Raw genomic sequence first — 23,602 nt, 5'->3', positions numbered from 1 at the left:
TTTGAGTCATATTCAGAAATTTGCCCATGTTAATTACAGTCAAAAACAAATGTATGACTTAGTAAATGATTTTGAGCAATACCCAGAGTTTCTTCCTGGTTGTATGGGAGCCCGCACGATTACACGTACAGATCGTGAAATCGTTGCCACGTTAGAGGTTGGCAAAGGGCCAGTTCGACAATCGTTTACGACGCGTAATGTGCTGACAGAGCCGAGCCTGGTTGAGATGAGCTTGGTTGAAGGTCCTTTTAAACGTCTGCAAGGAGAGTGGACATTTGAGCCTTTGTCAGAAACAACGTGTAAGATTGCATTAAGTATCGATTTTGAGTTGAAAGGTATGCTCAAATTCGCCTTTGGCGGCGTGTTTGGTCAGGTCGCCAATGCAATGGTTGAAGCCTTTAGTGAACGAGCGAAAGTGGTGTATGGCTAAGATTCGAGTTGAGGTGGCCTATGCGTTGCCGGAAAAGCAAAAAATAGTGGCGCTTGATGTGGAAGAAGGCTGTACTGTAATGGATGCAGTACGTATGTCGAATATTGACGCTTTTTTCCCAGAGCTGGATTTGACCGCGCCTAAACTGGGGATCTTTGGTAAATCGGTGCGTAAGCCTGAAGAGCAAGCGCTTCGATCGGGCGAGCGTGTAGAGATTTATCGCGAATTAAAAGTTGACCCGAAACAAGCTCGGGCCAACCGTGCAGCGAAAGCAGACAAATAGAAAAATTATTTTTCCTGAATGTCTTGTAGGACGCCGTTTTGGAACGTCAGAACAAGATGTTTTACTTCGCTCAGCTTACTTTTGCTGTCTGTGTAAAGACTGCTGAATAAGTAGTGCCACTGGTTTGAATTGAATGTACTTTTTACCATCGGTGTACCGAGTACGAACATGACCTGAGATTGTGTCATGCCAAGCTGAAGTTGCTGTACTTGTTCGGTTTTTATAACGTTGCCCTGTTCAACCGGTGGTTTGTACGGTGAAGGCAGTAAGCTACAGGCGCTAAGTGTAAAAAGTGTTGAAAGTAGGAGAATCGTTTTCTTCATTGGTCTTATCCTATATTGGTTAGGTCAATGATAAAGTAATTATTAACGAGATCGAAATAGAGAATGACTCATGAGCAGTGAAAATCAAGAACTTAAAAAAGCGGGACTGAAAGTAACACTTCCACGTGTGAAAATCTTACAAATCCTTGAAAATGCCGGTGACCATCACATGAGTGCGGATGATGTCTACCGTACTCTGTTGGACCAAGGTGAAGATGTTGGCCTTGCAACGGTATACCGTGTTCTAACACAATTCGAAACCGCTGGCTTGGTGGCGCGTCATCATTTCGAAGCGGGCACTGCGGTATTTGAATTGGCAAAAGGTGATCATCATGATCATATGATCTGTTTAGAAACGGGCAAAGTTATTGAGTTCGTGGACGATGTAATTGAACAGCGTCAACACGAAATTGCAGAATCACATGGTTACGAAATCGAAGATCACAACATGATCCTCTATGTTCGTCCAAAGAAGAGCTAAGCAACTTCAGTCAAACTTTTACTGAAGTTGAACGTTGCCGAGCATCTCTTGAGCATGAGCCAGAGTTTGCTCGGTAAGTTCGATCCCGCCTAATAATCGTGCGATTTCCTGTGTACGGTTTGTTTTCACCAAAGACTCTACCTTCGATACGGTGGCTTCATTAAAGACTTCTTTGCTAACGCGGAAGTGCTGATGGCCTTGCGCCGCTACTTGTGCCAAATGAGTGACACAGAAGACTTGTCCACGATTCCCCACAGAACGTAACATACGACCTACTACTTCGGCAGTACCGCCGCTGATGCCTACATCGACTTCATCAAAGACTAAGGTTGGGATCACTGATGTGTGCGCAGTGACCACCTGAATGCCTAAACTAATACGTGACAATTCACCGCCCGAAGCAACTTTGCGCAGTGGTTGCGCCGGTTGGCCGGGGTTTGATGCAATCATATATTCGATGTCTTCATACCCATGGGCGCTGATTTGATCTAATGGGTCGCAATGAATATAAAAGCGGGCGTAAGGCATCCCCAAACCGTGAATCTGCTCTTCCACCCGTTGGGCCAACTCTTCTTTGGCTTGGGTGCGTTTTTCCGTTAAGAGTGTTGCGCTGCTAGTGAGTTGTTGATACGCCTTTTCTTCATTCAGTTTGAGAACGTCAAGGCTTTCTTCCCCACCAGACAGTTCTGCTAATTCTTGCTCAACAGTTTCTCGAAGAGGCAGCAGGCCTTCGGGTAAGACTTTGTGCTTGCGAGCGGTGTCGTAAATATCACTCAGACGTTGCTCTACATCCTGCAGGCGTCCTGGATCTTGCTCCAGCGTATCTTGGTAGTGGCTTAAGCTGGTGGCAGCTTCTTCGACTTGGATCAGTGCTTGATTCATCATTTCTAGCGCATTGTCGAGTTCTTTTGTCGCAGGATGAATGGCAGTCGCTTGTTGAATGGCCTTGTGTAGCAAAGAGCAAATATTGCCCTCATCGCTGTCACGTAAAATACCTGCTGATGCATAGGCTTTAAGTTGCGCGTCAGCAATGTTAGATAAAAAGGCTTGCTCATTTTCAAGCTCTTCCAATTCACTGGCTTTTAAATCCAATTGTGCGAGTTCGTCCGCCTGATATGACAGTAGCTGAATACGGGCGTCGAGCTCTGCCGAACGATTTTGCTTAGCATGCAGTTCATCTTTGAGTTTACGCCAATTATTGTATTCCTCACGAACTTGGCGTGTTAACTCGGTCAGTTGGCCGTATTCATCCAGTTGCTGACGTTGGGCACTGCGCTTCATTAAAGATTGGTGTTCGTGTTGACCATGGATATCGACTAAAAAGCTACCGGCTTCTTTTAGGTCAGCCAAAGTGCAAGGGCGATTGTTGATATAGGCTTTGGAGCGACCTTCTTTGCTGATGACACGGCGTAAAATACACAAGTGATCGTTTTCAAGGTCTCGTTCTTCTAACCAGTTTTGCACTGCGGGGTAGGTGCTAATGTCAAACGTTGCACTGATGTCGGCCTTTTTTTCACCGTGGCGAACGACACCAGCATCCGTACGCCCACCTAGGCACAACGACAAGGCGTCAACCATGATGGATTTACCGGCACCGGTTTCCCCTGAAATGGCTGTCATGCCGGATTTCAGCTCAAGTTCTAGAGATTCAACGATCGCAAAGTTTGATATAGCAATACTGGTTAGCATGGTCTGCTCCTGATAAAGCAAATAAAAGATATGGTTATTTATACAGTACTTTATATGTGTCTTTATACAGTATTTGGTTGTTTTTTGACAAGTGTAGTCAAAAGAAAAAAAATGCGCACATTTAATAGGGATAAGGTGTTGAAAGCCTAAAAGGCATCCCCATATATCGATCACAGACAGGTTACTTTCTGTTATTTGGAGATAAAAATGAGTGATCAAACGAATAAAGCACAGCAAGAAGAAGAGCTGCTAAACGAAGCAGATGCAGCCATTGCTGAAGAAGTGTTAGAAGGCATGGTGGATGACGCTGCCTCTGATGAACTAGCGAAAGCGCAAGAAGAAGCGGCTAATTACCGTGAAGCAGCGCTACGTGCTCAAGCCGATGCGCAAAATGCTCGCCGTCGTGCAGAACAAGACGTAGAGAAAGCTCATAAGTTTGCGCTTGAGAAGTTTGCTAAATCGATTATTACGGTAGCGGATAACTTAGAACGTGCTTTGTCTTCAACAGATGAAGGTTCTGAGAAAGATCCTATGCGTGAAGGTGTTGAGCTGACATACAAAGACCTAATGGAAACGTTGGCACGCTTTGAAGTTAAAGCGGTGGCACCTGAAGGTGAACCATTTAACCCTGAATTACATCAGGCGATGACAATGGTCCCAAATCCGAATATGGAACCTAATACTGTAATGGATGTGGTTCAGAAAGGTTATACCCTGAACGGACGCCTTTTGCGCCCTGCAATGGTAGTCGTTTCAAGCGCCGCCTAAAAATACTGTCATTTTTTTGACAGCCAGAGCTTGAAATATAAATTGCAGCACCCAAATACAGAATTATCTAAACGAACAACGAATTTTTACTGGAGATAAAACCATGGGCAAAATCATTGGTATTGACTTAGGTACAACGAACTCTTGTGTTGCTGTCCTAGACGGCGAAAAAGCTCGCGTTATCGAAAACGCTGAAGGCGATCGTACAACCCCATCTATCGTAGCATTCACAGAAGATGGTGAAACACTGGTAGGTCAATCAGCAAAACGTCAAGCGGTAACAAACCCAACAAACACTTTGTTTGCTGTTAAACGTTTGATTGGACGTCGCTTTGAAGACAAAGTCGTTCAGAAAGACATCTCTATGGTGCCTTACAAAATCATCAGCGCTGACAATGGCGATGCTTGGGTAGAAGTGAAGGGCGACAAAAAAGCGCCACCACAAATTTCGGCTGAAGTTCTTAAGAAAATGAAGAAAACAGCAGAAGACTTCCTAGGCGAGAAAGTAACGGAAGCGGTTATCACGGTTCCTGCTTACTTTAACGACTCTCAGCGTCAAGCAACGAAAGATGCGGGTAAAATTGCTGGCCTTGATGTTAAACGTATTATCAACGAGCCAACAGCGGCTGCGCTTGCTTACGGTCTAGACAAAGCAACAGGTGATTCAACGGTAGCTGTATACGACCTTGGTGGTGGTACATTTGATATCTCTATCATCGAAATCGCTGACGTAGATGGTGAGAAACAATTTGAAGTATTGTCTACCAACGGTGATACATTCCTAGGTGGTGAAGACTTTGACATGCGTGTCATTGAGTTCTTGGCTGCTGAGTTCAAGAAAGAAACAGGCATCGATCTACACAACGATCCTTTAGCACTACAGCGTCTAAAAGAAGCGGGTGAGAAAGCGAAAGTTGAGCTGTCTACTTCTAGCCAAACAGAAGTAAACCTACCGTACATTACGGCTGATGCGTCTGGTCCTAAGCACCTTAACGTTAAACTGACTCGCTCTAAGCTTGAGTCATTGGTTGAAGAGCTAGTGGCTAACTCTATTGAGCCTTGTCGCCAAGCGCTTAAAGATGCAGACCTTACTGCGGCGGACATCGACGAAGTTATCTTGGTAGGTGGTCAAACACGTATGCCATTGGTACAAGCGAAAGTAACAGAATTCTTTGGTAAGGCGCCTCGTAAAGACGTTAACCCAGATGAAGCGGTTGCAATCGGTGCATCGATTCAAGGTGCGGTACTAGCGGGTGATGTGAAAGACGTTCTTCTTCTAGACGTAACACCTCTGTCTCTTGGTATCGAAACAATGGGTGGTGTGATGACACCACTGATCGAGAAAAACACGACGATCCCAACGAAGAAGTCGCAAGTATTCTCAACGGCAGAAGACAACCAGAACGCTGTAACGATTCATGCCCTACAGGGTGAGCGTAAGCAAGCGTCACAAAACAAATCTCTAGGTCGTTTCGACTTGGCTGATATTCCACCTGCGCCTCGCGGTGTGCCTCAAATCGAAGTAAGTTTCGATATTGATGCTAACGGTATCTTGAGCATTTCTGCAAAAGATAAAGCGACAGGTAAAGAACAGTCGATCGTCATCAAAGCCTCTTCTGGTCTAAGCGATGATGAAGTAGAGCAAATGGTTAAAGACGCAGAAGCGAATGCGGAAGAAGACCGTAAGTTCGAAGAGCTTGTACAGGCTCGTAACACTGCGGACGGCATGATCCACGCAACGCGTAAAACGTTGACAGATGCTGGCGACAAAGCGACTGACGAAGAGAAACAAGCGATCGAATCTGCGATCACGGATCTTGAGGCTGCACTAGAGTCTAACGACAAAGACCAGATCGAAGAGAAAACCAATGCGTTGACTCAAGCATCTGGTACGCTGGCTCAAAAGCTATATGAGCAGGCTGATGCCGGTGCTGCTGAAGGTGCTGAACAAGCGTCTGGCGAAAAACAAGATGATGCAGTTGATGCTGAATTTGAAGAAGTAAAAGACGACAAAAAATAAGCCTAGTGCTTAGTTAAGTCGTCGTCCCGATGGGACTTATGCAAAACACGGGACGCTACCGTGTTTTGCTGTATCTAGGGATTTAAACTCACACTACATATTCAGGAACACCTGCAATGAGTAAACGTGACTATTATGAAGTGCTTGGTGTAAGCCGAGACGCGGATAAGAAAGATATTAAAAAAGCTTACCGCTCATTGGCGAATAAGTACCATCCAGATAAGAATCCGGACAATGCGGAAGCACTGGATAAATTTAAAGAGTTGGCAGAAGCCTACGAAGTATTATCTTCAGAAGACAAGCGTGCTGCGTATGACCGTTTTGGTCACGAAGGTGTCAATGGCCAAGGTGGTCAAGGCGGCTTTGGTGGTGGCGCTGGTGCAGGCGGTTTCAGTGATATTTTTGGCGATGTATTTGGCGATATTTTTGGTGGCGGAGGTGGTGGCGGTCAAAGCCGTACACGTCGCGGTTCCGATTTACGCTACACGCTGGAACTTGACCTTGAGCAGGCGGTTTGGGGTTGTGAAGAAAAAATTCGCATTCCTACTGCGGTTGATTGTGAGAAATGTGAAGGTTCTGGTGCTAAACCGGGTACCAAGCCGACAACGTGTCCAACCTGTAATGGTGCTGGACAAGTACGTATGTCACAAGGCTTCTTCTCAGTTCAGCAGACCTGTCCTCAGTGTCATGGTCAAGGGCAGGTTATTTCTGATCCTTGTAACTCTTGTCATGGCCAAGGTCGTAAACAAGAGTACAAAACGCTTAACGTTAAGATCCCTGCAGGGGTTGATACGGGGGATCGCATTCGCCTAACGGGTGAAGGTGAAGCGGGGACTTTCGGTGGCCCAGCAGGTGACTTGTTTGTTCAAGTCTCGGTTAAGCCTCACTCTATCTTTGAGCGTGATGGTTCAAATTTATACTGTGAAGTGCCGATTAGCTTTGCGACAGCAGCTCTAGGTGGCGAGATTGATGTACCGACTTTAAATGGTCGTGTGCGATTGAAAGTGACTGAAGAGTGCCAGACTGGCAAGCTATTCCGTCTACGCAATAAAGGCGTTAAGCCTGTGCGTGGTGGTCCAGTGGGAGATTTGATTTGTAAGGTTATGGTAGAGACACCAGTGAACCTAACGGATCGACAAAAAGAGCTGCTGCAAGAATTGGCTGAAAGCATGGGGGAGAATTCAGATCACTCTCCTAAGCAAAAAAGCTGGTTTAATGGGGTGAAGCGATTTTTCGAAGAGATTAAAAAGTAAGTTAACTTCTTTGGTGAGACAAAAAAGGAGCCATTAGGCTCCTTTTTCTATGAGTAAACTCTCAATATATTGACGTAGCAGATTGGCTGCATTGGTAAAGCTATTATTATTAGGGATGATGAAATCTGCTTTATTGCGGATCTCGATGGTTTTGAGTGAGGCTTGACGAACGTGTCGCATATAACGGCTAGTCACTTCATTAACATCACGGGCGCGTTCTGTGATGTCGCGTTTTAAACGACGCACGATTGCAATATCCATATCGGTATCCACAAATAACAGGTAATCTACCGCGTCGCGGATGGCTGGGTCTTGAAACATCATGTGCCCTTCTACCAGAACGACTTTGGAAGGGGCCAAATTGCGATAGCCGACACGCTTGTGTTGTGAATGATCGTAAACGGGAATTTCATTGGGTTGTTGCTGATTTTTACAATTGTGTATAGCGAGTGTGATGCTCTCTAAGTCTAGCGAGTTTAAATCATCGAAGTTATAAACATCTGGATCAATGTTGCCGCAGCCTTTGTAGAAACTATCCTGACAAATGACGGTCAACTTATTACTAAGGCCTTCTGCTAGCAGTGAGCATAGGCGGCTTTTACCGCTGCCTGATATACCGGTGATGCCGATTACGAGCGCCATGGGCTACCTCAAGAAAAAATTGGATTTGCATAACTGAGTGGGAGAATTAAGCTTTAGTTTAACAGAGAAGTGCTAAAATCGCTTCCTGACTTAGTGGTTAACATTACGAACATTTCGAGATTTTCATGTACTTAAATACTTTGGCCCTAAAAGGGTTCTGCACCACTGTTTTTATGCTGGTTTCTTTTACAAGCGTTGCAGAAGACCTTGTACAAACTGATTCAACTGAGGTTGTGGGAGAGGTGACGCCCGCAGCGCCAAGTTATTCAAAAGGAGCGGAGCTGTTTGGAGTAGAGTTTAATGACTTGTCTAAAGCAAAGTTCGAGGCGCATTTATCTAAAATGGGTCTTGAACAGTATCCATCCTATCGCGAAGGGATGGCCAGTTATAGTTTAGGTACAACTGGGATCTTAGGCATTAAAGAGCTGACCGTGGTCTATAATCGTTATGAGTATGTCGAGCGTGCAACAATGTCTGGTGTGGTAGAAGACGCTGAGCTTAGGTCAAAATTAGGCAGTTTACTCGAGCGAAAATATGGCCCTCCTTCGATTGGTTTCATTCGTGATGGCTATGGTCGTGCCCGCTGGATGTTAGTCGATGGAACAGAAATTGAATTGCACAATACTACCTTTGATGTGTCTGTGAGTTATGTAGATCGTGTGCCGAAGCGAAAATCAGCTTCTGGTCGTATTGATGTGGAAGCGTTACTTAAACGAAATCAGTGATATAAATGGACTTAATACTTAGCTTTAATTTGGATATTGCGCGTAAGCTGTCATCTCATTTACATGATATCTCGTTAGCATTGGTGGCAACGATGTTGGTGATCTTTGGTGATCACGTAAACCGAACGTTAAAACGTGCAGTATCTAATTGGATGTTCTTTGCCCGTATTACGGCATTTGTGTTGATGTGTACCTTTGGGTATGGCTTGCTGACGTTGTGGGGGCAGCCCCTTGTTTATTGGTTGTTGACGCACCTTTCACCTGTTTTTAGACCGTCTGTCATTCTTCTCTGCTTTGTGTTCTTAGGCGTATTGGCCGAAAGAAAACGATATTTATAAAAAATTTAAGAAATTTTCCCTCATTTTCAGTAGTGAAATTACGTAAATTTATTAGAAAACATCAATATAAAAACACCAAATAATGCAAATGTTGTTATTTTATGACAAGGCTTAATTAGTTACGTTGCTTTCATAAAAAAATGCCTGTAACCCGTGATTTTACTGGCTTTTTGTAGTCTGGTTACAATTTGTTTTTAGGTTAGGGTATCGGTAAACTGCGCCCAAATAGTTATGAAACGTTTGTTTTCTCGGGGGCAGTTAAATGGCAAACACTTGGTTAGAAACGGTAGCCAAAGTTGAATCAATGATTCCACTTTTGGGTAAGTTAGGTCGCGAGCAGTCAGTAAAAGTTCAGTTAGCTGGGCAAACATTAATGTCTGACTCTGTCACAAGTTTAGTGGCGTTATTTGACCAATATCCTGGTGTAGACCTAGCACGTGTGTATCAAGTGTTAGAGCAGTTGATCGAAAAGCAAACTTCCAATGCAGTTGTTGAGCTTGAAGAAGCACTAGCAGATGCCGATTTTGCTTCTCTTGCAGGATTTGCTGAAGCGGGTGCTACAACACCGGTTGTACTTTACGGCTTCGGTCGAATCGGTCGTTTACTTACACGCCGCATGTGCACTTTAGGCCACACAACACCAGGTATGCACCTAGCGGCTATCGTTGTTCGTAAGGCGGGCGACAAAGATTTGGCTAAACGTGCCAGCCTTTTGAAGTTTGACTCTGTTCACGGTACTTACGAAGGTGTCGTTAAAGCAGATGCTGAGAACGAGCAACTGATTATTAATGGCCAGCCAGTTAAAATTATTTATTCCTCTGATCCAAGTGAAATTGATTACACTAAACATGGCATCAACAACGCCCTATTAGTTGATAACACTGGTCGCTGGCGTGATCATGATGGATTAAGTGTTCATCTAAATCGTCCAGGTATCGATCGTGTTGTATTGACGGCTCCTGGCAAACAAATGAAGAACATCGTATACGGTGTTAACGATTCTGACATCAATTCAAGTGATCAAATTCTTTCTGCTGCGTCTTGTACGACCAATGCGATCACACCGATCCTGTCTGTACTAGAAGAGAAGTACGGTATTGAATCTGGTCACGTTGAAACAGTTCACGCTTACACGAACGACCAAAACCTAATTGATAACGTTCATAAAGGTGATCGTCGTGGCCGTGCTGCAGCAACAAACATGGTTATGACTGAAACAGGTGCTGCGAAAGCAGTTTCTAAAGCGATTCCTTCTCTAGAAGGCAAGCTAAGCGGTAGTGCCATTCGTGTTCCTGTAATCAATGTATCGATTGCAGTTCTTAGCCTGAATCTAAAAGCACAAACAACCGTTGAAGAAATCAATGCGTTGCTTCAGAAAGCCTCTGCAAGTGCAGCCTTGACTGGTCAAATTGGTTTCAGTTCTGAAGCGGATGCTGTTAGCTCTGACTTCATTGGCAGTGAGCAGGCAGGTATTTTGGACTCTTTATCTACAAAAGTACGTGGTAACCAAGCGACATTGTATGTTTGGTACGACAACGAATACGGCTACAGCTGTCAAGTAGTGCGACTAATGGAAAAATTAGCGCAAATGGCTTTGGCTGATAGCAATGCTGTAGAGACTGCAGCAGCGTAACTGACCGGACACATTTAAGCATGTGTGTTAGTTCGGCGACCTTCGGGTCGCCGTTTTTTTTGCCTTATAAAACTAGATTGTAGCCTTGGTTTATTTGAAGCAAAAAAAATCGGACCGAAGTCCGATTAAATGTAACTAGCAGTTGCAGTGATGTGGCGCTCACCAACATCACGCTAATACATGGCTGTGGGGACACGTATTAGGAAGGCATTTGTGATCGCTCAAAACGCCGTGTATGGAAGCAGTACTACCAAAACATGGCGCTTATTGTACTGATTGATGAATGAGCGACAAACGATATAAACTGCGTTTTAGGATTAATTAAACTAATGCAAGAGTGACCCATGAACAAAGCATCTCTTCCTTTCCTACATACTTTCGTCGTTGCTGCTAAACACTTAAGTTTTACGAAAGCGGCTCATGAGCTTTTCTTAACTCAAGGAGCTGTAAGTCAGCAGATAAGGCAGCTGGAGCAGCGTTTAGGTTTTGCCTTATTTTTGCGCTATCATCGCAGCCTTGAGTTGACTTCTATGGGAGCAAGATTAGCGCTGCATTTACGTCATATGTTTTCTGACCTAGATGGGCTTATCGAAGAATTACGTGAAGAGCGAGATTCTAATATTATAACGTTGTCTGTCATGCCATCGTTAGCGACACGCTGGCTAATGCCACGCTTAGGGCGGCTACAGGAGCGATATCCTGGTTTGCAACTACGTATCCAAGCGAATGATCGGGAAGTAAATTTTACCCGTGATCGTATTGATGCTGCGATTATTCATAGTCACTTACATACTGGCAGTGCTTATACTATGCCTTTATTGATGGATAAGGTGTTCCCAGTATGCAGTCCTGCTTTTGCTGAGCAGAATCAGCTGCATGAGCCCAGTGACTTGGTGAGGGTACCGCTGATTAATGATGATTCAGAGTGGCGCTTTTTCAGTCCCTATGCGGAATGGGAGGCTTGGCTAGCTAAAGCGAATGTTAAAGGTGTGAGGCCCAGTCGTTCGATGAGCTTTAATCGAGGCGATCTTGCCGTTCAAGCTGCACTATCAGGACAAGGGGTTGCGTTAGGAAGAACGCCACTGGTTATGGATGATATTCGCGAAGGACGATTATTAAAGCCATTTGATGAGATCTATGATAACGGTCATATGTATTTGTTTGCCTGTCCAAATGAGTTTCGCGAGCGAGAGCCGATTCAACAAGTACTTAGTTGGCTAATAAGTGAATGTCAATCCTATGCACCAGAAGAAGCATTAGCTTGATGTTAGCAATTTTATAGACAGAGCAATGCACATTACAATCACCAGTGGCCTGATTAGCTGTTGGCCTCGGCTGATGACGAGGCGCGAGCCAATCTGAGCGCCAAACCATTGTCCAATCCCCATGACAATTCCAATACCCCAAAGGACGTTGCCAGTAAAACTAAACAAGATGAGTGAAGCAATGTTGCTGGTGGCATTTAAAATTTTAGTATGGGCGGTGGCTGAAATAATCGAAAACCCCATTAAGCAGATAAAGGCAGTGGAAAAGAAAGCGCCTGTCCCCGGCCCAATCAAACCATCATAAAAACCGATTGTGAAACCTGCAACGAAGGCAAATTGAGTCATATTGATGCGAACAAGCTTCGCGACTAGAGGTTGAAGGGTCGGAAGCAAGAAAAAAAAGATCGCTACTCCTATTAGAATGGCAGGAATCATTTTGATCAGAATGCCACTGTCGATATAAGAAACTAATAGAGTGCCACTGAAACTGCCGAGAGCCGTCATCAAGATTGGAATGCGCATAGTCGACAGCGAAACTTGCTTGGTGCGTACAAAATGATACGAGGCAGATAAGGTGCCAGCACAGCCTTGTAGTTTGTTTGTAGCGAGGGCTTCAACAGGTGATGCACCTGCTGCAATTAGGACTGGCACGGTGATTAATCCACCACCGCCAGCAAGTGCGTCTATAAGGCCTGCAATGAAAGCGGCAGCAAAAAGCCCAGCTACAACCCATATTGAAAAGTCAGAAAACAGCTCCAAGCTCAGTCCTTTGATAAAAAATGATGGAAACCATAGGTCATATTACAGTATGTTAAGGATATTAAGCTAGCAAGCCTTCAAGGATACGCTGTGTTACGTTTTTAAACGCTTACCTGCTTGTAGTTAGTGCAAATGCTGGCTAGTTTATAACTTTACGATTGGTTTTTTGAGGGATGGTATTGATGGCTAAACAATACGCAGAAGTACATCAAGATGATTTTATGAAATTTGGTGGCGATCGTTTGAGCTACTTGGATATTGAAGACGATTTGATGGCAATGGCAGGGCATGGTGTTGCAGGCAACAACTTTAAAAAAGAAATTTTAAAAATGGCAGGTTGGACTGGTGGGGCATTAACTACTTATGCTCAAAGACCAGTCGTTGCAGCAAATGCATTTAACAGAATACGTGAAGGCTTAGCAAAAGTATCGACAGAAGAAGAGCTTAAAGCTTTTTTGCAAAGCTAAGCAAATATAGCCCTACATAGGCCAGTTTGATTGCTGACCTATGAAAGGGTTAAGCGGTTATTTCCCTTCGGTATCTGCTATTTCGCGAATACAATATTCTTCATCAAGAATTTTTCCGATGATGTTTTCACCCGCTAGGTGGTGTGCGTATTGCATGTGCAAGCAGCGAATCTGATCCCAGTTTTTAATACCACCGATGCCCAGTGTTTCAAATAAATGGGTAAAGCCTCTTTCTTCAATGATGCGCTTATGGTCATCGCTCATCGCTTGCCAACGACGGTTAACATAATCTTCATGTGATTTATGGTATGCCACGCGAAGTTCTTCATCATCTCTAATGCGCTGCTCTAATTCTTTCACAACACCTTGACTTTCGATGCGTGCAAGCGCTTTGTCAATGGCGCTGCTAGACAACCAAAATAGAGTTGGGAAAGGTTGATCAAATACCCAAGTTTCCATTTCAAGAACTTGCGGTACGCCGTTTGGTGAATAGTGAGCAACTTTACGAATACCGCTTGGAGTGCGGCCTAGCTGCTGAGTGATGATGTCGATGTCAGCTTGAGATAGGGGATTTGTCATTGGGTACTTTAAAGAGTAAATGATGGGAAGCTAGCGGCGAATTGTTGGATCCATTCAGCAGCGGCTTCGTTATAGTTTAAGCGTCGGCCTTGATGTTTAGCTTGTCGGCGATAATGTTCGATTTGCGAGAGTTGTTCAATCATGCGAACACTATAACAATCTTCGTTGTTAGGGAACTCAATAGCAATACGATATTCGTCCTGCTCTTTATCACACCAGACAATACGCCCTGCCACACAGAAGTGAGGGTCTATTTCTTGTAAAGTGATACGCACAGATGTGCCTGCATGAAAGGCATATGGCGCCAAGTAGGTAATCCCTACGAAGCCAAGCCGATCAGTACCAACAGTAGGAAAAGACTGATCCTCGATAATTTGGATATCTAAGGGTAAGTCTTTCGGATGTGCAACAAATTCCATCGCAACAAGCCAGTTTATGTTTAGTTAATCAGTCTATCGGCCGGACAGCCAGATGGTTTAAAAAGAAAGCGAATTGTACGCTTTTTACCCTGACTGTACAGACGAAATTTAGGATAAATTTCACTCAATACATAAGTTTTAACTATTAGATTCAATTGGCCAAGTTTTTTTTCCTTCAAAACAAAAAATCCCGCTTCTTGGTCGTATTTTTGGTCAAGAGAATCTTTATTTCAGTGATACTTATTAATAGGATTTATGCATAAAACACTCCAGTTTTGGAGTTTCTTTTGTTTTGCGATGCATTTTTTGTCTTGTGTAAAGTTGGAACAGGGCTTGCACCTTCTGGAAAGAACAGGCAGTATTTTTATTAAAAGGGCATTCAATAAAAATATTGTAGTGTTTGGCCTACACTAAAAAGTTGTTTTAGGTGGAATTGGAGGCGTCTATGTCGTTATCAGTGGTGCAGCGAGTGCTGCTTGGGTTTGTAGTGCTCCTACTGTTGCTCGTTATTGTGGCATGGTCCGGTGTGAGTGGCTTGAATTCAGTGCAAAGTAAAATTGAGACAGTCACAGGAGAAATTGCGTCCATTTCTGACAGCAGTACGCAGGTTAGTGCGACGTTAGCGCAAACCAGCAGTGCTGCGTTGCAATACTTAATTGCTTCGTCGGACACTATGTTAGAAAGTGCTTACGATCAGTACCAAGCAGGTAAAATGAACTTCAAAATGGAAGCGGAGTCTCTCAAACAGCAGGTTTCTAGTTTTCCAGATGTTTTGACTTCAGTGTCTGAAATTGAACAACTTTCTACGAGCTTTTTCTCTGTTGCTGATACAGCTGTCGCTGATCACAACCGAATGGTTGAGCTTGATCGAGCCATGGCAGATAAAAAGCTCGACCTTAAGGATGAACTGAGTTACGCCATTGAAGACCTAGAGTCTCTTGCTAGTTATCCAGAAACTGATGAACAGGCGTTTGCTGCGGGGCTTGTTAAAACACAAATGGAAAGTCTGCATTTGTTGATTGGGGACTACTTTGATTCCACCAGTGTGGCGGCTTTAGAGGATATTCGTAAAGAGATGGGGAAAGCGTTTGCCCCTGTCGACAAGGTCATCGGCAAATTAAATGACGATATGATCAACGATAACATTAATAAAATACGACAAGCCTTTGAGTCAGATGACGGCGTCGTCAAAGAGTTTTACGAGTACAATCTTATACAAGCGGACTCTGAAAAGGCGGCTGCACTGTTATTGAGTTCCTTACAAGCAATGCAAGAGGAGCAAGCTCAGCTGATTGCTTCAGTTGGACAATTACGTGAACAAGCAAAAGGAAATGCCTTTGAAGCCTCTGATACGGCTAAACAAATTTCCTACTTAGTCGTGGCTATTTCAGTGGTGATAGCGGTACTTATTGCTTATTGGGTTAGTATCAGTATTCGTAAGCCACTAGCGAAGATACTAAAAGTATTAGATCAAATTGCCAATGGCGACTTAAGCCAGCGGGTTATGGTGACCAGTAAAGATGAATTCGGTCAACTTTCGTATTGGGTGAACAGCCTAGTGGATAAGCTTAGTGGTGTAATTAAGCAGATTGATCAAGCATCTGACCAAGTAGTTAGCTCTGCTGATACGGTTTATCAATCCACTTCCCATACTCAATCGATTATGAAAGAGCAAAATGATAAAACCACGTCTGTTGCCACGGCTATGGATGAAATGTCTGCAACTGTTCGTGAGGTAGCTCATCATGCTGAGGTATCTTTAGAAAAAGTGCAGCAGGTAGATGACAGTGCTGGCGCGAGTTTACAGCGAATGACAACCAACATTTCTCAGGTTGAACAGTTAGTCGCTCAGTTAGAATCTTCATCACAAGTGGTGTTGAAAGTAGAGCAGTATTCTCAGAATATCGGCTCAATTTTAGAAGTAATACAGGACATCGCAGAGCAAACCAATCTATTGGCATTGAATGCTGCCATTGAGGCGGCTCGTGCGGGCGAACAAGGCCGAGGATTTGCTGTGGTGGCTGATGAAGTTCGAACACTGGCGAACAGAACACATACCTCTACAGAAGAGATTCAGCGAGTTATTGCTGAGTTGCAAGGTGGAGTAAAAGCAACAGTAAGCACCATGGATCAAAGTTGCCAACATGCTCGAGATAGCATGCTAGAAGCACAAAGTGTGGGAGATTCATTGTCTGAGTTACGTGGGTATATTGTCGAAATTCGAGACTTAAGTATGCAGATTGCCACGTCAGCAGAGCAGCAGTCGCATGTTGCTCAAGAAATTAATCGCAGTGTTCACGAAATCTCTAGCAGCTCTGAAGGTGCTATGGAAGAGGCGTTAGCAGGGCAAAATAATTGTCAGCATATGAATGAGTTAGCACAAAATCAGAGAACTTTAGTGGGACAGTTCAAAACAACCTAAAGGTCGTTGTTGGGAGTTATTCGCGCTATGATGGGCTAATAATACTGGGTAGGAATACAGTCATGTGTGTAAAAGTTGGTGATGTGTTGCCTCACGGCAATTTATTGGTGATGTCGGAAGGCGTTCCCCAAGAGGTCGATTTGACAGCCTTATTAAAAGATAAGAAGGTCATTATTTTTGCTGTCCCAGGTGCGTTTACGCCAACCTGTAGTGCGAAGCATTTACCTGGCTTTGTCGAGCATTACGAAGCCTTTAAAGGACGTGATATTGATGACATCGTATGTGTATCTGTTAACGATGTTTTTGTGATGGATGCTTGGGGTAAGGCTCATGATGCAAATCGTATTATCATGGCCTCAGACGGTTTGGCGGAGTTCACCAAAAAATTAGGGTTAGAGGTCGATGTGGCGAAAGCTAAAATGGGTATACGCAGTCGACGTTATGCTATGTTAGTGGAAGATGGCATTGTCCAGCAGATGTGGCTTGAAGAGCCGGGAGCATTTGAAATAAGTGCTGCAGAACATGTGCTTAATCAGTTGTAACAATTAAGAAAGCCGCATTAGCGGCTTTTTTTATGTTTATTTGTTTTACAAATTAATCGAATAAATTCACTTGCTTTTTTATTTTCTAGGATCAATATAGTTATAAGACAAGCACATAGAGAAGGAGAGCGATCATGATTAATGAAGATCGCGTTGACGCGCTGGTATCCCCCAAAGGCGCTTTGGAAATGTTATCCCAAGAAGAAATTGCTCGTATGTCGGAAGACAGTGGTGATTTGCATGAGTTATTTCGACGTTGTGCACTGGCTATTTTGAATTGTGGTAGCGATTCTGACGACCCCGCGGAAGTGATGTCTGTTTTCAAAGACTTTGAAATTCGTATTATTCAGCAAGAGCGTGGAGTAAAACTGGAGCTTACCAATGCTCCAGGCAGTGCTTTTGTAGACGGAAAAATGATTAGCAGTGTACGTGAAATGCTGTTTAGCGTGTTACGAGACATTATATTTACTTACCATGAATACAATGTGGCACGCGGCTTGAACGATGCGTCGTCTGATAAAATCACCAACGTGGTATTTGAATTACTGCGTAATGCTAATGTATTCCGTCGTATTCAAGATCCAGATATGGTGGTGTGTTGGGGTGGGCATTCAATTGCTCGACACGAATACGATTACACCAAATATGTTGGTCATGAATTAGGCCTACGTGAATTGAATATTTGTACCGGTTGTGGCCCTGGTGCCATGAAAGGTCCTATGAAAGGGGCGGCTATAGCCCATGCGAAACAACGTATTCAAAATGGGGTTTATCTTGGTTTAACCGAACCGGGTATTATTGCGGCGGAATCACCGAACCCAATCGTTAATCAACTGGTGATCATGCCAGACATTGAAAAACGTTTAGAAGCCTTTGTACGAACGGGGCATGGTATTGTTGTATTCCCAGGTGGTGCAGGTACGGCGGAAGAAATTCTGTATATTCTTGGTATCTTATTACACCCAAAAAATGAAGGCATTCCGTTTCCGTTGGTTCTGACTGGTCCAAAAGAAAGTGCTGCGTATTTTGAACAAATTAATGAGTTTATTGGTGCTGTATTGGGTGAAAAAGCCCAATCGCTATATCAAATTGTCATTGATGATGGCGTTAAAGTGGCGCGCATAATGAAAGCAGGTATGGAAGAAGTGCGTTTGTATCGTAAAGCACATCAAGATGCATTCTACTATAACTGGAAACTACACATACCTGATGAGTTCCAGCGCACCTTCGAACCGGACCATGAAAACGTAGCCAGTTTGAACTTGTTTTTTGGGCAAGAAACGCACCTGTTGGCAGCAGATTTGCGCCGAGCGTTCTCAGCAATTGTTGCGGGCAACGTTAAGCCACAAGGTGTTGCCAGCATTAAAGAGCATGGTCCATTTGAGATTCACGGTGATAAGAGCCTGATGAAGAAGCTGGATGCGTTATTAGAGGCGTTCGTGAAACAACAACGAATGAAACTTCCAGGTACCGCTTACGTACCTTGTTATAAAGTCATTACTGACTAATAACTCAGAATATGAACCAAAAATGCCGCATTAAATGCGGCATTTTTTTTGGACTTTATTTTGGCTATTACTTATCAGGCGAGACATTGAGTGCGTTGGCTTGATTCTGTTTTAGCAGCTGGTGAATAAAGCCAAGCTTTTCGCGTACTTTAGGGACAATAACAAATGGGTACAAATCAGGTTGGCCCATGCTGCGGTTAAGATTGTTGGCCGCAAACGTCAGAGGTAAATACTGATTGAGAAGCTCATCAAAGTTTTGATGCTGATACGGGTCTAGAGTAATCTGAGTGGCTAAAGATGGATGTGTACCATGCACTGGTTGTATTTGAATGCCAAATTCGTAAGCCGTTTCAAGCGTATCCAGTATATGAAAATAATGCGCCCATGTTTCCGCCCAATCTTCCCAAGGATGTGAAGACGCGTAGCTGCTGACAAAGTTCTCCTGCCAATTAGCTACAGGTGTTTCATAGTGTTTTTCTAAAGCTTCGCCGTAGTCTGCTCGCTCATCACCAAACATCTGGCGACAGCTTTTCAGGATAGTGCCATTTTCAGCGATCAAATGGTCCCAATAATAATGGCCTACTTCATGGCGTAAGTGACCGATCAATGTCCGATAAGGCTCATTCATATCCTTACGCATTTGTTCGCGATCAACGCTGTCTGCTTCAGCAGCATTGATTGTGACTTGACCTAAAGCGTGTCCAGTGGTGGTTTGGGCATCTTCTGGGACTACGTTTTCTTCTGAAATAAAGTCAAAGGAAAGGCCTTCTTCAGGCGCATCTTTTTTGCTAACAACTGGTAAGTTCAAGCGCAACAGTGAATACACTAAACGATGTTTAGCAGATTCCAGTTCTTGCCATGCTTGTTGTTGTTCGTGATTTCCTAAATTAGGGATGTGACGGTTTAAGTCACAGGCTTCGCAGAGTTCATCTTGCTCTTTAACCATCCAATTACAGACATTGTGTTGTTTGTTTTGGCAGTAATGCCAGACACTGTCGGAATCATCCGCTAAGGCGTTAAAGCCACTTTCTAAAGGGGTAAGAGCGCTTAATGTCATCAGCTCAGGTAAAAAACCAAGTTCTGATTGGCAGTTTTCACATAAGTTATTTTCAAATAAAAGCGTTTGCGAGCATTGTTGGCAATTAAAAAGTTTCATTCAGAGTATTACCTGTCATAAGCCCGAAGGCTGCTTCTAATGAAAGAATGAGTCAGCTAAGCTGACTCATTGGCTATGATATTCGTATGGGTCAAGATTAATTGACCGGAAATACTGGTTGGATTTGGAGTGTTTGGTAATTCATCGTAGCGCCACCAACCCGCTTCTGCGATCTCATCTGGTGCGAGAACGATTTCTCCGGATTCGTATTCGGCAAAAAAACCAACCATAAGTTGATGCGGAAAAGACCACGGCTGGCTTCCTTGGTACCGGATGTTTTTAACTTTGATACCGACTTCTTCTAAGACTTCGCGTTGCACGGCCTGTTCAAGGCTTTCCCCTGCTTCCACAAAACCTGCGATGTTGCTGTAGCGGCCTTCAGGCATAACAAAGGAGCGTGCTAATAGTAGTTCATTACCTTTGCGTATTGAGACAATAATACAAGGTGAGATTCTTGGATAGTGGCGAATATTGCATTGCTGGCAAAGCTTAGCGTGTTCTTTCTCATGTTTCTTTATTAAAGGTGTGCCGCAACGACCACAAAATTGATGATCAGCATCCCATGTGGCCAGTTGGTGAGCGCGACTGAGTAAATCAAACTCTTGCTCGTTGCTGTCAAAGAGCATATCTCGTAGGCCATTTTCGGTAAACCCTTTTGGTGGGTGAGGAAAACGACAAACAAAGATATCGATACCTTCATATTGGCCGATGAAAACGCTGCGCATGTCAGAGCTTGGATGAAAGTCTGAAAGGTTGAATAGAAAGTGCTTATCGAGCGTTAACACTTTCTGTTTAGCAATTAATATATAGCGCGCATTGCCGTGAGGGCTTGGGTGGTTTTTGGTTCCAATTTCTAGCATGTCAGGCTCGTTTCAGCAAAAAATTCTATTACGATATGCTACGCTACTCTGAGCTTAAAGAGGGTGCAACTGTATTACAAAGAATCCACATTAAACCGACATTTGCCAATCAATAATCACTTTTCCAGACTGGCCAGAAAGCATCATATCAAAGCCTTTTTGATACTCTTCTAGTGTGAAATGATGAGTAATAATAGGTGTGATTTCGAGACCTGATTGAAGCATAGCGGTCATTTTGTACCATGTGTCGTAAATCTTGCGTCCGTAAATGCCTTTAATAGTTAGTCCTTTAAAGATTACGTGGTTCCAATCAATTTGAGTATTGTGCTCAGGAATACCAAGCATGGCAACATTGCCGCCATGAGACATATGTTTCAGCATCGTGTCGAATGCACTGCCGTTGCCGGACATTTCTAAACCTACGGAGAAGCCTTCACCTAGCTTTAATTCTGTAATGACATCTGCTATCGATTCTTGTTGGACGTTGACGACACGCGTGGCACCAAGCTGTTGCGCAAGTTTAAGGCGGAAATCGTTGATGTCACTGACAACTATGTTGCGTGCGCCTACGTGTTTTGCAATTGCGGCGGCCATAACTCCAATTGGGCCAGCACCTGTGATCAATACGTCTTCGCCAATAAGGTCAAAGGTTAGTGCTGTATGGGTTGCGTTGCCGAGAGGGTCTAAAATCGCGGCGACGTCATCAGTGATATTATCCGGAATTTTGAATACATTAGCGGCAGGAATGCTTAAGTATTCAGCAAATGCCCCTGGTCGATTGACCCCTACTCCTTGTGTGCTTTTGCATAAATGGCGCTGACCAGCTCGGCAGTTTCGGCATTGACCGCAGGTAATGTGGCCTTCTCCTGAAACGCGATCACCAACATTTAAGCCCGTCACCGCAGAGCCTACTTCAGCAATCGTGCCATAAAACTCATGGCCGATAGTCATTCCTATGGGAATGGTTTCTTGCGCCCAGTCGTTCCAATTGAATATGTGAATGTCTGTGCCACAGATCGCGGTTTTATGGATTTTGATAAGTACCTCATTTTGATCGTAATGAGGTTGCTCAGTGGTAGTAAGCCAAATGCCTTTTTCTGCATACTTTTTTGTAAGTGTTCTCAAAGTGTATTCCTTACAACATTTTTAACTGCTGGGCGACTTTGTGAAAGGCTTAGGTTGCCTCAATTAGGTCATTTTTTGAGGGGCAGAAATTTGCCTACGAATGCGAGCTTGTCCCTTGGGGACAATAGGATAGGAAAAACCAACCACTAATACATCATCTTTTATTGCGGTTGACATTGTTTGATCGAGCTGCTACTCCTTTCTTTTTAATAAATGTAGTCTACAAGCGGAATAAAGGGGTTGCTGTTCGTGATTGGTTGAATCGCGTACAATGTTAGTAACTAAAATATTTGTTAAGGTTTGCTATGACGTTTAAAAAATCGTTGATTTCCTGTGCGGTTTTTCTCTTCAGTGGAGCGGCGCTGTCTCAGGATTATCTGCCAATCCTTCAGTATCACCATGTTGATGCTTCGACGCCTCGTTCAACCTCTGTGTCACCCGCCGAGTTTCGAGAGCACATGGATTACTTGAAAGAAGCAGGCTTTCAAGTTTTGGACTTGGCACAAGCGCTGACAAATATAAGGAAAGGCGTAGTGTTGCCTGACAAGGCAGTCGCTATTACGTTTGATGATGCGTATCGCAATATTTATCAAAATGGTTTTCCTGTCTTAAAGCAACATGAATTCCCTTTTACGGTGTTTATTAACACTGGCCCAATTGAAAACAAACATCGTAGTTTTTTAACATGGGAGCAGATGAGAGAGATGGAAAAGTATGGTGGAGTGTTTGCCAATCACACGGTCAATCACCCATATATGTTGCGTCTGGAAGCAGGGGAATCAACAGCTCAGTGGCGACAGCGCATGACAGAAGAGGTCAATACTGTTGAGAGGCTGCTGATTGAAAAGCTTGGCCATTCTCCAAAGATGTTGGTTTATCCTTACGGTGAATCCAATCAAGAGATTCGTGAGCAAGTGGCACAACAGGGAATGATTGCCTTTGGGCAGCAATCAGGTGTTGTTAATAAAGATTCAGATTTTACCAACTTGCCGCGTTTCCCTGCCGCTGGCAAATATGCCAAACTGTCTACTTTGAAAACGAAGCTTAATGCGCAACCGATGCCTTTGGTGTCTTACCAAGATGGCGGCGATTTTGCCAGCAGTAATCCTGTTTCAATGACGTTGAACTTTAAAGAAGGGAATTATCGCCTAAAGGAATTATCGTGCTATGTGTCAGGGCAGGGTAAGGCTTCATTGACATGGCAGGATGAGACAACGCTTACCGTAATGGCGAAGAGTGCATTTCCTATCGGACGTGGTCGCATTAACTGTACGATGCCTGATAAAACGGGACGACATTATTATTGGTTTTCCAATGTTTGGATCCGCGCCGCCGCCGATCAGTCTTATGTGACGGAAAAAGTTAAAAAAAGTTAAAAAAAGAGTTGCACAGAAATTCAGAATCCGTAATATACACCTCGCTCGCAACGGAGGGGTGGCAGAGCGGTTGAATGCACCGGTCTTGAAAACCGGCGAAGATTAATAGTCTTCCGAGAGTTCGAATCTCTCCTCCTCCGCCATTTCCTATTTGGATTTGGTTTGTAGCGAGTTAAAAATTAGTAATTCCCTGATAGCTCAGTTGGTAGAGCAAATGACTGTTAATCATTAGGTCACTGGTTCGAGTCCAGTTCAGGGAGCCATTCGGAGTATAGCGCAGTCTGGTAGCGCGCCTGCTTTGGGAGCAGGATGTCGGGGGTTCGAATCCCTCTACTCCGACCACTAATTTTAAAATGAAATGGCAATATGGTGGGCGTAGCTCAGTTGGTAGAGCTCCGGATTGTGATTCCGGCGGTCGTGGGTTCGAGCCCCATCGTCCACCCCATTTGCCAAACATAGTTTGGGTCGTTAGCTCAGTTGGTAGAGCAGTTGACTTTTAATCAATTGGTCACTGGTTCGAATCCAGTACGACCCACCAA

The 23,602-nt window shown here is 44.0% G+C and carries 24 protein-coding genes and 5 tRNA genes; 20 read left to right on the top strand and 9 right to left on the bottom strand.

The annotated features are described in order from the left end of the window. Position 1 precedes the first annotated feature (1 nt). On the top strand, positions 2 to 430 hold the full coding sequence (locus AYW75_RS16365; protein ID WP_082856571.1) for a type II toxin-antitoxin system RatA family toxin: 429 nt from the start codon (positions 2 to 4) through the stop codon (positions 428 to 430). Then, complete coding sequence (locus tag AYW75_RS16360) at positions 423 to 713, top strand: RnfH family protein (RefSeq protein WP_067101812.1); 291 nt, start codon at positions 423 to 425, stop codon at positions 711 to 713. Before AYW75_RS16365 ends, AYW75_RS16360 begins: the two co-directional genes overlap by 8 nt. A gap of 5 nt (positions 714 to 718) precedes the next feature. On the opposite strand, the gene AYW75_RS16355 is transcribed toward AYW75_RS16360, so the two are convergent. Next, the gene (locus AYW75_RS16355; RefSeq protein WP_067101809.1) at positions 719 to 1,036 is read right to left on the bottom strand and encodes an outer membrane protein assembly factor BamE; all 318 of its coding nucleotides are present in this window, start codon (positions 1,034 to 1,036) and stop codon (positions 719 to 721) included. A 70-nt stretch (positions 1,037 to 1,106) separates the two neighbouring features. On the opposite strand from AYW75_RS16355, the gene fur reads away from it, so the two are divergent. Continuing rightward, the gene (gene fur, locus AYW75_RS16350; protein WP_067101806.1) at positions 1,107 to 1,517 is read left to right on the top strand and encodes a ferric iron uptake transcriptional regulator; all 411 of its coding nucleotides are present in this window, start codon (positions 1,107 to 1,109) and stop codon (positions 1,515 to 1,517) included. 18 nt (positions 1,518 to 1,535) lie between these two features. On the opposite strand, the gene recN is transcribed toward fur, so the two are convergent. Then, complete coding sequence (gene recN, locus AYW75_RS16345; RefSeq protein ID WP_067101803.1) at positions 1,536 to 3,206, bottom strand: DNA repair protein RecN; 1,671 nt, start codon at positions 3,204 to 3,206, stop codon at positions 1,536 to 1,538. A 207-nt stretch (positions 3,207 to 3,413) separates the two neighbouring features. On the opposite strand from recN, the gene grpE reads away from it, so the two are divergent. The 3 genes from grpE (at position 3,414) to dnaJ (ending at position 7,247) form a co-directional block, all read left to right on the top strand. Next, entirely contained in the window at positions 3,414 to 3,974 is a 561-nt protein-coding gene (gene grpE / locus AYW75_RS16340) for a nucleotide exchange factor GrpE (RefSeq protein WP_067101800.1), read from the top strand. Between the two features lie 103 nt (positions 3,975 to 4,077). Further along, the gene (dnaK, locus tag AYW75_RS16335) at positions 4,078 to 5,994 is read left to right on the top strand and encodes a molecular chaperone DnaK (protein ID WP_067101797.1); all 1,917 of its coding nucleotides are present in this window, start codon (positions 4,078 to 4,080) and stop codon (positions 5,992 to 5,994) included. Positions 5,995 to 6,110: 116 nt separating this feature from the next. Beyond that, the gene (dnaJ, locus tag AYW75_RS16330; protein WP_067033511.1) at positions 6,111 to 7,247 is read left to right on the top strand and encodes a molecular chaperone DnaJ; all 1,137 of its coding nucleotides are present in this window, start codon (positions 6,111 to 6,113) and stop codon (positions 7,245 to 7,247) included. 33 nt (positions 7,248 to 7,280) lie between these two features. Here dnaJ and AYW75_RS16325 read toward each other — a convergent pair whose 3' ends face one another. Then, a complete protein-coding gene (locus AYW75_RS16325; protein ID WP_067101794.1) occupies positions 7,281 to 7,889 on the bottom strand; it encodes a uridine kinase family protein in 609 nt (202 codons plus the stop codon). Between the two features lie 125 nt (positions 7,890 to 8,014). On the opposite strand from AYW75_RS16325, the gene AYW75_RS16320 reads away from it, so the two are divergent. The 4 genes from AYW75_RS16320 to AYW75_RS16305 all read left to right on the top strand — a co-directional run bounded on the left by AYW75_RS16320 (position 8,015) and on the right by AYW75_RS16305 (position 11,850). Further along, positions 8,015 to 8,614 (top strand): uridine kinase, encoded by a 600-nt coding sequence (locus AYW75_RS16320; protein WP_156490875.1) that lies wholly within the window; start codon positions 8,015 to 8,017, stop codon positions 8,612 to 8,614. 5 nt (positions 8,615 to 8,619) lie between these two features. After that, complete coding sequence (locus AYW75_RS16315) at positions 8,620 to 8,952, top strand: DUF3392 domain-containing protein (protein WP_067101791.1); 333 nt, start codon at positions 8,620 to 8,622, stop codon at positions 8,950 to 8,952. A 262-nt stretch (positions 8,953 to 9,214) separates the two neighbouring features. Next, positions 9,215 to 10,585, top strand: a complete 1,371-nt coding sequence (locus AYW75_RS16310; RefSeq protein WP_067101788.1) for a glyceraldehyde-3-phosphate dehydrogenase — start codon at positions 9,215 to 9,217, stop codon at positions 10,583 to 10,585. A 344-nt stretch (positions 10,586 to 10,929) separates the two neighbouring features. Next, positions 10,930 to 11,850, top strand: a complete 921-nt coding sequence (locus AYW75_RS16305) for a LysR substrate-binding domain-containing protein (protein WP_067101785.1) — start codon at positions 10,930 to 10,932, stop codon at positions 11,848 to 11,850. Here AYW75_RS16305 and AYW75_RS16300 read toward each other — a convergent pair. Beyond that, positions 11,842 to 12,609, bottom strand: coding sequence for a TSUP family transporter (locus AYW75_RS16300; protein ID WP_082856570.1), 768 nt, complete (start codon positions 12,607 to 12,609; stop codon positions 11,842 to 11,844). The genes AYW75_RS16305 and AYW75_RS16300 overlap by 9 nt on opposite strands. Before the next feature lie 182 nt (positions 12,610 to 12,791). Here AYW75_RS16300 and AYW75_RS16295 point away from each other — a divergent pair, with 182 nt between their 5' ends. After that, a complete protein-coding gene (locus tag AYW75_RS16295) occupies positions 12,792 to 13,076 on the top strand; it encodes a hypothetical protein (RefSeq protein ID WP_082856576.1) in 285 nt (94 codons plus the stop codon). Positions 13,077 to 13,133: 57 nt separating this feature from the next. Here AYW75_RS16295 and AYW75_RS16290 read toward each other — a convergent pair whose 3' ends face one another. Together AYW75_RS16290 and AYW75_RS16285 are read right to left on the bottom strand one after the other, a co-directional pair. Next, positions 13,134 to 13,655: a DUF501 domain-containing protein gene (locus tag AYW75_RS16290; RefSeq protein ID WP_067101779.1), complete on the bottom strand. Its 522-nt coding sequence runs from the start codon at positions 13,653 to 13,655 to the stop codon at positions 13,134 to 13,136. Between the two features lie 8 nt (positions 13,656 to 13,663). Further along, on the bottom strand, positions 13,664 to 14,074 hold the full coding sequence (locus tag AYW75_RS16285) for a PilZ domain-containing protein (RefSeq protein WP_067101776.1): 411 nt from the start codon (positions 14,072 to 14,074) through the stop codon (positions 13,664 to 13,666). Positions 14,075 to 14,519: 445 nt separating this feature from the next. Here AYW75_RS16285 and AYW75_RS16280 point away from each other — a divergent pair, with 445 nt between their 5' ends. From AYW75_RS16280 to ppnN, 3 genes are all read left to right on the top strand, one after another. Beyond that, complete coding sequence (locus AYW75_RS16280) at positions 14,520 to 16,496, top strand: methyl-accepting chemotaxis protein (protein ID WP_067101772.1); 1,977 nt, start codon at positions 14,520 to 14,522, stop codon at positions 16,494 to 16,496. Positions 16,497 to 16,558: 62 nt separating this feature from the next. Beyond that, on the top strand, positions 16,559 to 17,038 hold the full coding sequence (locus AYW75_RS16275; RefSeq protein ID WP_067101769.1) for a peroxiredoxin: 480 nt from the start codon (positions 16,559 to 16,561) through the stop codon (positions 17,036 to 17,038). 134 nt (positions 17,039 to 17,172) lie between these two features. Next, entirely contained in the window at positions 17,173 to 18,546 is a 1,374-nt protein-coding gene (gene ppnN / locus AYW75_RS16270; RefSeq protein WP_067101766.1) for a nucleotide 5'-monophosphate nucleosidase PpnN, read from the top strand. Positions 18,547 to 18,613: 67 nt separating this feature from the next. On the opposite strand, the gene AYW75_RS16265 is transcribed toward ppnN, so the two are convergent. From AYW75_RS16265 to tdh, 3 genes are all read right to left on the bottom strand, one after another. Beyond that, entirely contained in the window at positions 18,614 to 19,702 is a 1,089-nt protein-coding gene (locus tag AYW75_RS16265; protein ID WP_067101763.1) for a zinc-binding metallopeptidase family protein, read from the bottom strand. A gap of 56 nt (positions 19,703 to 19,758) precedes the next feature. Further along, the gene (nudC, locus tag AYW75_RS16260; protein WP_067101760.1) at positions 19,759 to 20,562 is read right to left on the bottom strand and encodes an NAD(+) diphosphatase; all 804 of its coding nucleotides are present in this window, start codon (positions 20,560 to 20,562) and stop codon (positions 19,759 to 19,761) included. Positions 20,563 to 20,652: 90 nt separating this feature from the next. After that, entirely contained in the window at positions 20,653 to 21,687 is a 1,035-nt protein-coding gene (gene tdh / locus AYW75_RS16255; protein ID WP_067101757.1) for an L-threonine 3-dehydrogenase, read from the bottom strand. Between the two features lie 305 nt (positions 21,688 to 21,992). Between tdh and AYW75_RS16250 the strand changes: the two genes are divergently transcribed. From AYW75_RS16250 to AYW75_RS16225, 6 genes are all read left to right on the top strand, one after another. Further along, on the top strand, positions 21,993 to 23,063 hold the full coding sequence (locus tag AYW75_RS16250; RefSeq protein ID WP_082856569.1) for a polysaccharide deacetylase family protein: 1,071 nt from the start codon (positions 21,993 to 21,995) through the stop codon (positions 23,061 to 23,063). A gap of 52 nt (positions 23,064 to 23,115) precedes the next feature. Further along, positions 23,116 to 23,206 (top strand) — tRNA-Ser (locus AYW75_RS16245). Between the two features lie 44 nt (positions 23,207 to 23,250). Then, positions 23,251 to 23,326: transfer RNA gene (locus AYW75_RS16240), tRNA-Asn, on the top strand. 2 nt (positions 23,327 to 23,328) lie between these two features. Next, positions 23,329 to 23,405: transfer RNA gene (locus tag AYW75_RS16235), tRNA-Pro, on the top strand. Positions 23,406 to 23,432: 27 nt separating this feature from the next. Further along, a tRNA-His gene (locus tag AYW75_RS16230) sits at positions 23,433 to 23,508 on the top strand. Between the two features lie 17 nt (positions 23,509 to 23,525). After that, positions 23,526 to 23,601 (top strand) — tRNA-Lys (locus AYW75_RS16225). Position 23,602 lies beyond the last annotated feature (1 nt).

It is taken from the genome of Marinomonas atlantica (genome assembly GCF_001639725.1).
Taxonomy (GTDB): domain Bacteria; phylum Pseudomonadota; class Gammaproteobacteria; order Pseudomonadales; family Marinomonadaceae; genus Marinomonas; species Marinomonas atlantica.
This window is presented reverse-complemented; position numbering and strand designations above follow the sequence as displayed.

Coding starts and splice junctions, on each gene's coding strand:
- AYW75_RS16360 (WP_067101812.1), top strand. CDS start 423: ATGGCTAAGATTCGAGTTGAGGTGGCCTATGCGTTGCCGGAAAAGCAA.
- AYW75_RS16355 (WP_067101809.1), bottom strand. CDS start 1,036: ATGAAGAAAACGATTCTCCTACTTTCAACACTTTTTACACTTAGCGCC.
- fur (WP_067101806.1), top strand. CDS start 1,107: ATGAGCAGTGAAAATCAAGAACTTAAAAAAGCGGGACTGAAAGTAACA.
- recN (WP_067101803.1), bottom strand. CDS start 3,206: ATGCTAACCAGTATTGCTATATCAAACTTTGCGATCGTTGAATCTCTA.
- grpE (WP_067101800.1), top strand. CDS start 3,414: ATGAGTGATCAAACGAATAAAGCACAGCAAGAAGAAGAGCTGCTAAAC.
- dnaK (WP_067101797.1), top strand. CDS start 4,078: ATGGGCAAAATCATTGGTATTGACTTAGGTACAACGAACTCTTGTGTT.
- dnaJ (WP_067033511.1), top strand. CDS start 6,111: ATGAGTAAACGTGACTATTATGAAGTGCTTGGTGTAAGCCGAGACGCG.
- AYW75_RS16325 (WP_067101794.1), bottom strand. CDS start 7,889: ATGGCGCTCGTAATCGGCATCACCGGTATATCAGGCAGCGGTAAAAGC.
- AYW75_RS16320 (WP_156490875.1), top strand. CDS start 8,015: ATGTACTTAAATACTTTGGCCCTAAAAGGGTTCTGCACCACTGTTTTT.
- AYW75_RS16315 (WP_067101791.1), top strand. CDS start 8,620: ATGGACTTAATACTTAGCTTTAATTTGGATATTGCGCGTAAGCTGTCA.
- AYW75_RS16310 (WP_067101788.1), top strand. CDS start 9,215: ATGGCAAACACTTGGTTAGAAACGGTAGCCAAAGTTGAATCAATGATT.
- AYW75_RS16305 (WP_067101785.1), top strand. CDS start 10,930: ATGAACAAAGCATCTCTTCCTTTCCTACATACTTTCGTCGTTGCTGCT.
- AYW75_RS16295 (WP_082856576.1), top strand. CDS start 12,792: ATGGCTAAACAATACGCAGAAGTACATCAAGATGATTTTATGAAATTT.
- AYW75_RS16290 (WP_067101779.1), bottom strand. CDS start 13,655: ATGACAAATCCCCTATCTCAAGCTGACATCGACATCATCACTCAGCAG.
- AYW75_RS16285 (WP_067101776.1), bottom strand. CDS start 14,074: ATGGAATTTGTTGCACATCCGAAAGACTTACCCTTAGATATCCAAATT.
- AYW75_RS16280 (WP_067101772.1), top strand. CDS start 14,520: ATGTCGTTATCAGTGGTGCAGCGAGTGCTGCTTGGGTTTGTAGTGCTC.
- AYW75_RS16275 (WP_067101769.1), top strand. CDS start 16,559: ATGTGTGTAAAAGTTGGTGATGTGTTGCCTCACGGCAATTTATTGGTG.
- ppnN (WP_067101766.1), top strand. CDS start 17,173: ATGATTAATGAAGATCGCGTTGACGCGCTGGTATCCCCCAAAGGCGCT.
- AYW75_RS16265 (WP_067101763.1), bottom strand. CDS start 19,702: ATGAAACTTTTTAATTGCCAACAATGCTCGCAAACGCTTTTATTTGAA.
- nudC (WP_067101760.1), bottom strand. CDS start 20,562: ATGCTAGAAATTGGAACCAAAAACCACCCAAGCCCTCACGGCAATGCG.
- AYW75_RS16250 (WP_082856569.1), top strand. CDS start 21,993: ATGACGTTTAAAAAATCGTTGATTTCCTGTGCGGTTTTTCTCTTCAGT.